Source organism: Kocuria rosea subsp. polaris (assembly GCF_001483755.1).
Classification (GTDB): Bacteria; Actinomycetota; Actinomycetes; order Actinomycetales; family Micrococcaceae; genus Kocuria; species Kocuria cellulosilytica.
In genome coordinates, this window is record NZ_LQBK01000041.1 from 43,846 (window position 1) to 52,560 (window position 8,715).

The window sequence follows — 8,715 nt, forward strand, 5'->3', positions numbered from 1 at the left end:
CTGACAGAGCTAAATGACCGCTTCGGGGCGGGGTAGTCAGTAGCGGGCCAGCTGGTCAGCCTGGTTCGAAGTGATTGATGGTCTGGCCTGTCTCGGTCGCCGTTCCACGTTCTTCATGTCGGGGGGGATGGCTTGCTGCGCCGGGCTTCAGCCCATGTCTCCGGTGCCGGCTCCTCCGCCGGCGCCCCACAGTCCGACCGAGTGGGTTTCCGGGGCAACACTGCGATCACGGGGCCCCGAGTTGTCGGCACCAGAGTTTCGGCGACGGCGTCGGTCGATGACCAGCAGGGCAATGCACAACAGGGCGAGGACTGCGATCACCGTCAGAAAGACCCAGCTGGAGGAAGCGGTGGCAGTCGTGGCGGAGGGAAGCAGGGGCAACATGGCGGACTCCTTCGTCATCGCGTGCCTTCAGGGTAGAACGTCAAAGGACTTGGCGATAGGAAACTTCCACTGCAACGTCGGAGCCGTACCGACGGGACGTGCCCGAGACGAATGGTGCGCAGTGGGCAGCAGGGACTCTGGGATGGCGGGCTGCCTTGGTGGCCCACTCCGCTGCTCAGTGGCCGATGAGGAGTGCGTCGCGGGCGGCTTCGACGACTTCTGGGGTGACGGTCTCGAGCTGGTTGATGTCCAGGATGCGTTTGATCTGGGTGAGGAGGCGGTCGACGAGGCGGAAGTTGCCGCCGGTGATCCGGGCGATGGTGGCGATCGCGACCGTGCGGGTGAACTCGTCGCCGTCGGCCAGTCCATCGGTGTGCCAGCGACGGGCCAGGACGGCGGTGAGCTCTTCGGGGGTGAGCTGGCGGTATTCGTGGGCGAAGCCCACACGGCTGTAGAGCTGGGGGTAGCGTCCCAGGCGCTTGTCGATGCCGGGCATCCCGATGAGGATCACCCCGATGGTATGGCGGTCGTAGTAGTCGCGGACCTGTTCCAGTCCGGTGGTCTTGAGCCGGTCGGCCTCGTCGATGATGAGCAGCTCGGTGAGCCCGGAGGAGCGCGAGTCGGGGTGCACAAAAGGGTCGACGCGGCCGTGGCGGTGGTAGTCGATGGCGTAGGAGATCTGCTGGCAGGCCCGCGGCAGGGCTTGGTCGACCTGTCGGGGGCTGGCGGTGACGGTCGGGGTCCACAGCGCGGTGCGGGCCTGGAGGACTTGTTCGGGGATGGGGCCGGGGTCGCGGTCCTCGCCCAGGTCTCGTTGCCACTGCTCCCATTGCGAGGCCCCGGCGTAGTGGCGGGCCGAGAGTGTCTTGCCGACCCCAGGTGGGCCCCAGCACAGGCCGATGTAGCGGTGGGTGCGGACGGTGTCGGCGAACTCGGTGAAGCGGCGGTGCTCGCGGGTGGGCAGGAACGGCGGTGAGCCCGGGGGCGGGGGTGAGGTGAGCCCGTTGATCTCCCCGAACGTGCCGGAGAGGAAGCGCCGGCCGTCGTCGCCCTTGCCCAACAGGCTGCGGGAGGAGTCGGGATCAGTCGGTGGCATAGGTCCGCAACCGGTGTCGGGGCGCCCGATCCACCGGCGGGTCAGCCGGTGGGCCCGGAACCGGGGCGGGTGGTGGTGCCCAGCGGTCGTCGGCGGGCAGGGCGTCGGCGAGGCTGCGCCGGGCGCGCAGCTGCTGCTTGAGCTCCTTGCGGCGTGCGCTCCGGGCCTGCTGGAGCTGCTGGAGGGTGATGGTCTCGGCGGCCAGTTCGGGGGCGATCGCCCGGCACAGGTAGGTGTCCTGGTGGTAGACGCGCACCTCGCCGGCGTCACGGGGGTCGTAGCGGATGGTCACCGTCTCACCGACGTAGGCGGCCAGCACTGGACAGATGTAGCGGGTGCCGTGAAAGCGGATGCCGTCGCGCTGGACGATGCGGGTGGTCGCGGCGGTGAGCAGCAGCAGGTCGAGGTCCTCGCCCCGGGCCGGGGTGCGCGGGATCCACCCGGCCCCGATCCAGCGGGCGGCCGGGGCCTGTCCGGTCTCGGAGTGCACCCGGGCGTGGTAGTCCTCGATGAGATAGCGCTGGACCACTGCGTCGAGCTGCTCCAGGCTCAGGGCCGGTGGTGAGGTGGGGGTGCCGCCGGTGCCGTGGGGGATGTGTCCGGGCAGGTGTGGGAGTACCTCGGTGGTGATGGTGCCGTAGAAGCGTTCGATCTTCCCTCTCCCCTGCGGGACCCCGACGCGGGAGTGGATGAGCCGGATGTGGGTGTCCAGGCAGACCCGCTCGAGCCGGGTGCTGGTGAAGTCGGCCCCGTGGTCGCTGTAGAGCACCTCGGGCAGCCCCTGGACCGGCCAGGCCGGGTCGGGCTTGGCCCGCACGGCCTGGTGCAGGGCCAGGGCGGTCTGCTCCGCATTCGGGGCGCCGGTGAAGACGGTGTAGCCGGCGACCGCGCGGGAGTAGTCGTCGAGGATCACGCTCAGCCACGGCCGCACCGGGCGCCCCCGATGGTCGAGGATCGCCACGTCGAGCAGGGTGTGATCGGCCTGCCACTGCTCATTGGGCCTCACCGTCGTCCGGCGGTGCACCAGTTCGAACCGGTCCCGGTAGGCGGTGTCCCCTTCCAGGGCCAGGGTGCGCAGCCCGGGATCGATGGCGGCGATCACGCTGCGCACGCTCGAGTAGCTCGGTGGGACCCAGCCGCGCTCCGGGGCCAGATCGCACACCCGGCGGTGGATGAACGTGGTCGTCGGTGCCGGCCGGCGCAGCGCCAGGGCCTCGATCACCGCGATCAGCTCCTCCGGCAGCCGACGGTGGCCGCGGTCGCTGCGGACCCGGCGTTCCAGACCGGCCGCGGAGGAGTCCGCCCGGTACTCGGCGGCCCAGCGCTGCAGGGTGCGGACCGAGACGTGGGCGTGGGCGGCGAGCCGGGTCAGCGGCACCCCGTCGTCGAGGTGCTGGCGCAACAGTGCCGCTTTCTCCTGCGGACTCAGCTGCACCACCACCATCACCCCACGGGGATCAGTCCACCGGACCGCGGTCGGGCTCGGGTTCGGCGGCGGTGACCGGTCCGGCCGTCACCGGCTCCGGGGGCCGCGGCGGGAGGTGGCGGTACAGGGTGGTGCGGGTGATCCCGGTCTTGGCCACGATCTCGGCCATCGTGTGCCCGGCCTCGCGCAGGTGCGCGGCATAGGCCAGCTTGTCCCGGTCCACCACCGAGGGCCGCCCGATCCGCCGACCCTTGGCCGTGGCCACCGATCGGGCGTGGGCGGCGCGCTCGAGGGTGTAGGTGCGTTCCATCTGTCCGAACAACGCCAGCAGCACCACCGCCAGCTGCGCCATCGGATCGTTCGGGTTGGTGGAGTCCACCTTGATCGGGTCCGCCAGGTTGCGCACCCCCACCCCCCGCTCGGCGAGGTCGTGGATGAGGTTCAGGGTGTCGCGCACGGTGCGTCCGAGCCGGTCCAGGGTGTGCACCACGATCACGTCGCCCTCCCGAGCGTAGGCCAGCGCCGCGGCCAGCCCGGGACGCTCCGTGGTGGCCCCGGACTTCTTGTCGACATAGATCCGCTCGGCGGCGATCCCGACCTGCCGGAGGGCGTCGATCTGCCGATCGAGGTCCTGTTTGGCCGTCGAGACCCGCGCGTACCCCAATTCCATGGGCCCAGCGTACCGGAAGTCGGTTCCGTACGACCTAGATGGCACTGATTTCCAGGCCTAACTTCTGGCACTCGAATCCATATCCATAGTCCCCGAACATAGAACTCGACGCCGAGCGTCCCAGTACCTAGGAAGTGGGACGGTCGCCCGCGGCCGGTCAACCCGTTGATTACCTCGAGCTCGGCCGGTCCGACGACTCCGATCGAAAGGCAAGACCTCGATGCCGCCGTTTAGCTCTGTCACAACACCGCCACTTGTCGCTGCGGTTCACACCCGCATGATTCCGCGGTGGAGTGTGTCTCACATCCTTGTGCTTTATCCGTACCCGTAGAATCGGATACTCAACGTTAGTTGCGAGACAGATTGGGTGGACGTGGGGAAGTTGATCGGGTATGCACGCGTGTCAACACGACAACAGGATGCGGACCGTCAAGTGTCTGATCTCTTGGCCGCCGGCGTGCGGCGCGATGACATCTACGTGGACAGTGGAGTGTCTGGTGGGCGTGCTTCCCGTCCGCAGTTCGACCAGGCGGTCACTGCGCTCGAGGAGGGTGACACGTTGGTCATCACCACGCTGGACCGTCTGGGGCGGTCGACGCAGAACATGCTGGCCTTCGCTGAGGCGCTGCGGGGGAGAGGTGCCGGGCTGCGGGTGCTGAACCTGGGTGGGGGAGACGTGGACACGGCGACCCCGATGGGCTCGATGGTCTTCACCGTGATGGCTGCCTTGGCTCAGATGGAGCTGGAGATCAAGCGGGAGCGGATCACCGACTCGGTGGCCAAGCGCCGTGCTGCCGGCAAGGACCTCGGCGGGCGGCGTCAGACCTTCACGGATTCCCAGATTCGCAACGCGCTACGGCTCATTGAGGGCGGGGAGCTGGCCACCCAGGTCGCTCGCGACCTCGGCATGTCGAGAGCCACGCTCTACCGGCGGATCCGTGAGCTGCCGCAAGCGACGACGATCTGAGGACGCTTGGACTGCTGGAACCCATGATGCATATGTCGTACCTGAGCGGGCATTTCAGCGGGCGGGGTATACGGGCATCAACTCCACCTGGTTTCTTCCGCCGACACCATCGCTGAGGCTTGGAGCAGCAGGGGTCCCTCTTCCGTGCGTCACGAGGCGCCGAAACTAAGCCATGCTTCCCATGGTCGGGCGCTTTTTTGCAGTGCCTGTCATCCCGGTTACCTGAGTGTCGGGCTCACATGCCATCGAATGGTCGATATCGCTTTGCGACTGCGTCGATGGGTTTTTGCGGTTCGGGAAGAACAGCAGTGGGTCCACGCCCAGGCCGGTAATCCATGCCCCTAGAGGGAAAACTGTCGTTGGACCCCGGCAACCCCACGTACCAAGCCGCCCCAGTCCTGAGTTCCCATACGGTGACTAGCCCATCCCAATGCAGCTTCCGTGCCGAGAGGATGAGTCCGGCCAGTATTAGGGCCGCACCAGCGATCAAGATCCAGTCGTGTGCGTTCGCCTGGGGAAACTGAATCAAGCCAAACACTAGAAGACCCGCAGCTGATACGCCGTATACCCACCGGGTTGAAATCTGAAGTGACTCCAATCCGTCGGACTCCTTCAGGTTTGGCAGGAGTCAAAGGAGGAGCCCCTGATGGATCGAGTGAGCAATTACCCACCGAAGTTCCGCGATCAGGCCGGTGTGCCGGTGTTGAAAGGCAACATTGGGGTGCGCGACGTCGTCCGGGCGCTGGTCAGCAGATACAAGACGCTGGGGGACTGGGTGACGAATGCCCGCCGGGGTCGTGCTGCCGGCTCAGCTGCCTTGAGCAGCGACGAGCGGCTCGAGCTGGCCCGGTTGCGGCGAAAGGTCACGGAGCTCGAGGTGGAGAAGGGGGTCCTCTTAATAGCCGCGGTCGTTATCGTCTGAGGACAGTCGATCGGCTCCCTGGCGAAACCGTTGGAGATCATGGATGCTTCAGGAGACCGCTACGGGGTCCGTCGGCTGTGATGGGTACTGGGCGTCTCGAAGACGGTCTACTCCGGACACCGAGGACGCGACGAAGGCGCCGCGACGAGTGACTGGTCTAACGCGGGCGATACCCAAACAGCCCGTTCAACCGGGGCCGAGCAGTGTCGCGTCTACGGTGCTCGCCGACTCACTGCGGAGCTAGGCCACCGCGGGCACCGGTGGAATCGCAAGAAGGTGGCTCGGCTGATGCGCGTGGCAGGCGTCGAGGGCATCCATCGGCGCCACCGCAGCAAGTACGGCAGGATACATTGTTTCTAATAAATAAAAATTGAAGCTATCGCGGTAACTAATAATAGTATTGCTCCTAGAAGAAGAAGGGGTGAGTATTTTTTGAATATACCCAATACTTCGTCAGTGGTTGCACTTCTGTCGAAAGACTGCAAGTAATGTACTGTTGATTCCGTGGGGCCCCAACCTCGATTAAACGTAAGAAATGCCAATAAGTATACTAAAAATCCTCCGGATAGAACCCATGTAGACTCATTGTTGTCACCCTGCCATTCAGTTCCGGAGAAAACGAAGATCAAGGCTGCAATTGCAATTAGAAGAAATGTGCCAAACGTTAACAATGTAAAATGCCTTGCATTCATAAAGTCATCGCATTCTGCTTTTTAGGTTGTTAGATGCTGTGAATTCAGGTGCCATGCCGAAAGCAGGAGCACCTAGACCGGCTGATCCTTGGAAGTCTGATCTGCCTCCGCCACCAGCTGTTATATAAGTCATTTGTTGCCTCCGACTCGGCTCCCGAAGTTTTGCCCACCTTTTCTGCAATGTAAAAGTCTTACTCCGTCAGCCAGAAAGCGAAAGCGCCGATCAGAACGAGCCAGGCAGAGGCGAAGTAGGACATACCTATCAAGCTTCGACGTTCCCTCACGGTTAGTCGCCCATTGTCAACTGAAAGGTCTTGCTTTTGTATCTGTTCCTGTCTATCAGTGGAGGCATTCCAGCACTAGCCACATGTTTGCGGACGCAAGCGGTTTGCCGCGAGCTGCGTTGCAGCTGGGGTTCCCGTTTGCGCTGGGAGTCTGCCCGGCGAGTCGGGTGGCAAGGGGTTCTGGAGGCCGATGTTAGGCTTCGCGAACTCAACGGAAGTGATGTCATGCACACCAAAGTCCGAGTCGCAGCGATCGTCGTTCTCCTTCTCGCTCTAGGCCTGTTCGCCATCACTGAATGGCTGCCCGCCCTCCTCTTTCTCCCCGCAGCAGGAGGTGCACTCCTGCTGAACGAGACCGGGATGCTCACACCTGGGCGGCCCCGTAACGACAGGGACCGCCCACGCTCCTGATCGTCGCGGGTCCATGGGCATCGGCACGTGCAGTTGGGGGTGATGCCCGGGCGGCGTCCGAGGCTACGACGTCACTTGGGGCGGTTGAGCGCGTCGCCGTCCCAGGTGAGGTCGGCGTCGGTGCGGAGGGGCAGTACTTCGAGACCTGGGGTCCGTACGAGCTCGCGCACCAGTGCCGTGGTGCCGGCCACGAGGGTGGAATCGAAGTCGATCTCGGTGGCGAGCACCCAGGTGTGGTCGTCTGGCCACAGGATGCTGGGGGAGGGCGCCCACATGGGCTCATCGACCCAGGGCGCATGGGTCGGCCAGGTGGGGTCGGCGAAGTCGTGGGCCCCGGCCTCGAACAGGACGTAGTGCCGCCCGGTGTCCCCGTGCAGTGCGAACCGCGGCCCGGCGGCGATCTCCGGAGGCAGTACTCCGGTGCCGGGTGCGGGGTCGCGGTGGGCACCCCGGGGACGGGCCTGCAGCACCGCCTGCGCGCCGGTGAGCCCTTGCCGCAGGGCCCCGGCCAGTCGTTGGCGCAGCGAGGGGGCGGTGACGTGCCCCGTGTTTTCGTCGATGTCTGGGGCCGGCCACTCGTCGCTGGGCACGAGCACGTAACGGGCGGCTCCGGACGAACTGACCAGCCCTCCCCAGCCTTCCCAGATCGCGGCGATCCCGGCATCCGGGGTGCTGGTGTGACGGGCGAGCACCGCCGCGGCCGCCGCCAGCGACGCGGCATCGAGGCGGCCCTCGGTCGTGTCGGTGTAGCGCCACCCGTCGGCGGCGATCACGCCGTCGACCGCACCGTAGACGCTGCGGACGAGGCGTGCGTACTGGGCCTGGGCGTGCATGGTCGTGCCGAAGGATGCCGCGGCCTGGGCCCAGCTGGCCCGCTGCGTCTCGAGTGCGGCCTCGATGTCGTGGACACCGGCGAAATGCGTAGCCTGATCGAGGCCCTGCCAGGTCCTTGTCGCCCGTGGCCGGTCGCGCTCGACCGGGTGGAACAGGCGCGCGTAGGCCTGGAAACCGCGCGGCACCACCGACAGGACGCTACCCAGCGGCTCGGCTTCCACCGGGCGCAGCCACTCACCCCGCTCGAGGTCGGGCACCCACCCGAATGGTTTTGACATGCGCCCATTCTCCATCTGTGACCCGTCCTGGCCCTCTCGTTCGACGTCTGCAAACGCCTACAAGGTCCGGGGGGTGCGCATCGCCTTCGTCTATGGTCGCAAGCTGCCGGCACGGTCGCCGTGCTTCTGCGCGTAGTCCTTGATGCCGGCGGTGACGCCCTTGCGCACCACCCAATACAGCAGCCACAAGGTGATGGCGACCATGAGCAACCAGATGAACAGTCCGAGGAACGCTCCGAAGCCGGCGACGTCCATCATGAGAAACCTCCTGGGGTAGGTCTTTCCACGCTATCGAGGATTGCCGTGTTCCTCTCCACCCCGCCCGTGCTGTGCGTGTCGGCCGCTCCTCCCGTGTTCCGCGCCTCGTGCGTTGGCTTCACATCCCGGCCCGGCGGGAGGACTGGATGGACAGGGAGGGTCAGTAGATGGTGCCCATGGCCTCGCGGACTTCGGTGAGGGTGGCCTCGGCGATCTCGTGGGTCCGTGCATTGCCGCGGCGCAGGACGTCGCGCACCAGGTGCGGGTCCCGGGCCAGTTCCTGACGGCGTCGCCGGTGGCCGGTGAGGAAGTCGTTGACGGCCTCGGTAGTGAGCTGTTTCAGGCGCCCGGCCCCGGCGTCGCCGAGTTGCTCGGCGACCTGTTCCGGGGTGGTGCCCCGGCACAGGGCCGCGGTGGACAGCAGCGCGGAGACCCCGGGGCGGGTTGCCGGGTCGAAGGTGATCCGACGCTCGGCGTCGGTGACGGTACGCCG

At 66.0% G+C, this 8,715-nt stretch carries 8 protein-coding genes and 1 pseudogene; 3 read left to right on the forward strand and 6 right to left on the reverse strand.

What is annotated here, in order from left to right:
• Positions 1–559 precede the first annotated feature (559 nt).
• From AVL61_RS16455 to AVL61_RS16465, 3 genes are read right to left on the reverse strand one after another with little or no spacing between them, the layout of a single operon-like run.
• Complete coding sequence (locus AVL61_RS16455) at positions 560–1,480, reverse strand: AAA family ATPase (protein WP_082697255.1); 921 nt, start codon at positions 1,478–1,480, stop codon at positions 560–562.
• A complete protein-coding gene (locus AVL61_RS16460) occupies positions 1,467–2,882 on the reverse strand; it encodes a Mu transposase C-terminal domain-containing protein (RefSeq protein ID WP_231738464.1) in 1,416 nt (471 codons plus the stop codon). Before AVL61_RS16460 ends, AVL61_RS16455 begins: the two co-directional genes overlap by 14 nt.
• A 55-nt stretch (positions 2,883–2,937) precedes the next feature.
• On the reverse strand, positions 2,938–3,576 hold the full coding sequence (locus tag AVL61_RS16465; protein WP_058875411.1) for a recombinase family protein: 639 nt from the start codon (positions 3,574–3,576) through the stop codon (positions 2,938–2,940).
• A gap of 373 nt (positions 3,577–3,949) precedes the next feature.
• On the opposite strand from AVL61_RS16465, the gene AVL61_RS16470 reads away from it, so the two are divergent.
• From AVL61_RS16470 to AVL61_RS18760, 3 genes are all read left to right on the forward strand, one after another.
• The gene (locus tag AVL61_RS16470; protein WP_058875412.1) at positions 3,950–4,543 is read left to right on the forward strand and encodes a recombinase family protein; all 594 of its coding nucleotides are present in this window, start codon (positions 3,950–3,952) and stop codon (positions 4,541–4,543) included.
• Between the two features lie 646 nt (positions 4,544–5,189).
• Positions 5,190–5,465, forward strand: coding sequence for a hypothetical protein (locus AVL61_RS16475; RefSeq protein WP_058875413.1), 276 nt, complete (start codon positions 5,190–5,192; stop codon positions 5,463–5,465).
• 87 nt (positions 5,466–5,552) lie between these two features.
• Positions 5,553–5,825: an IS3 family transposase gene (locus tag AVL61_RS18760; protein WP_082697256.1), complete on the forward strand. Its 273-nt coding sequence runs from the start codon at positions 5,553–5,555 to the stop codon at positions 5,823–5,825.
• Positions 5,826–6,923: 1,098 nt separating this feature from the next.
• Here AVL61_RS18760 and AVL61_RS16480 read toward each other — a convergent pair.
• From AVL61_RS16480 to AVL61_RS18300, 3 genes and pseudogenes are all read right to left on the reverse strand, one after another.
• On the reverse strand, positions 6,924–7,964 hold the full coding sequence (locus tag AVL61_RS16480) for a hypothetical protein (RefSeq protein WP_058875418.1): 1,041 nt from the start codon (positions 7,962–7,964) through the stop codon (positions 6,924–6,926).
• Between the two features lie 90 nt (positions 7,965–8,054).
• A complete protein-coding gene (locus AVL61_RS18295; protein ID WP_197412747.1) occupies positions 8,055–8,222 on the reverse strand; it encodes a hypothetical protein in 168 nt (55 codons plus the stop codon).
• Between the two features lie 160 nt (positions 8,223–8,382).
• Positions 8,383–8,715: pseudogene (locus AVL61_RS18300) on the reverse strand (tryptophan--tRNA ligase); the annotation flags it as partial.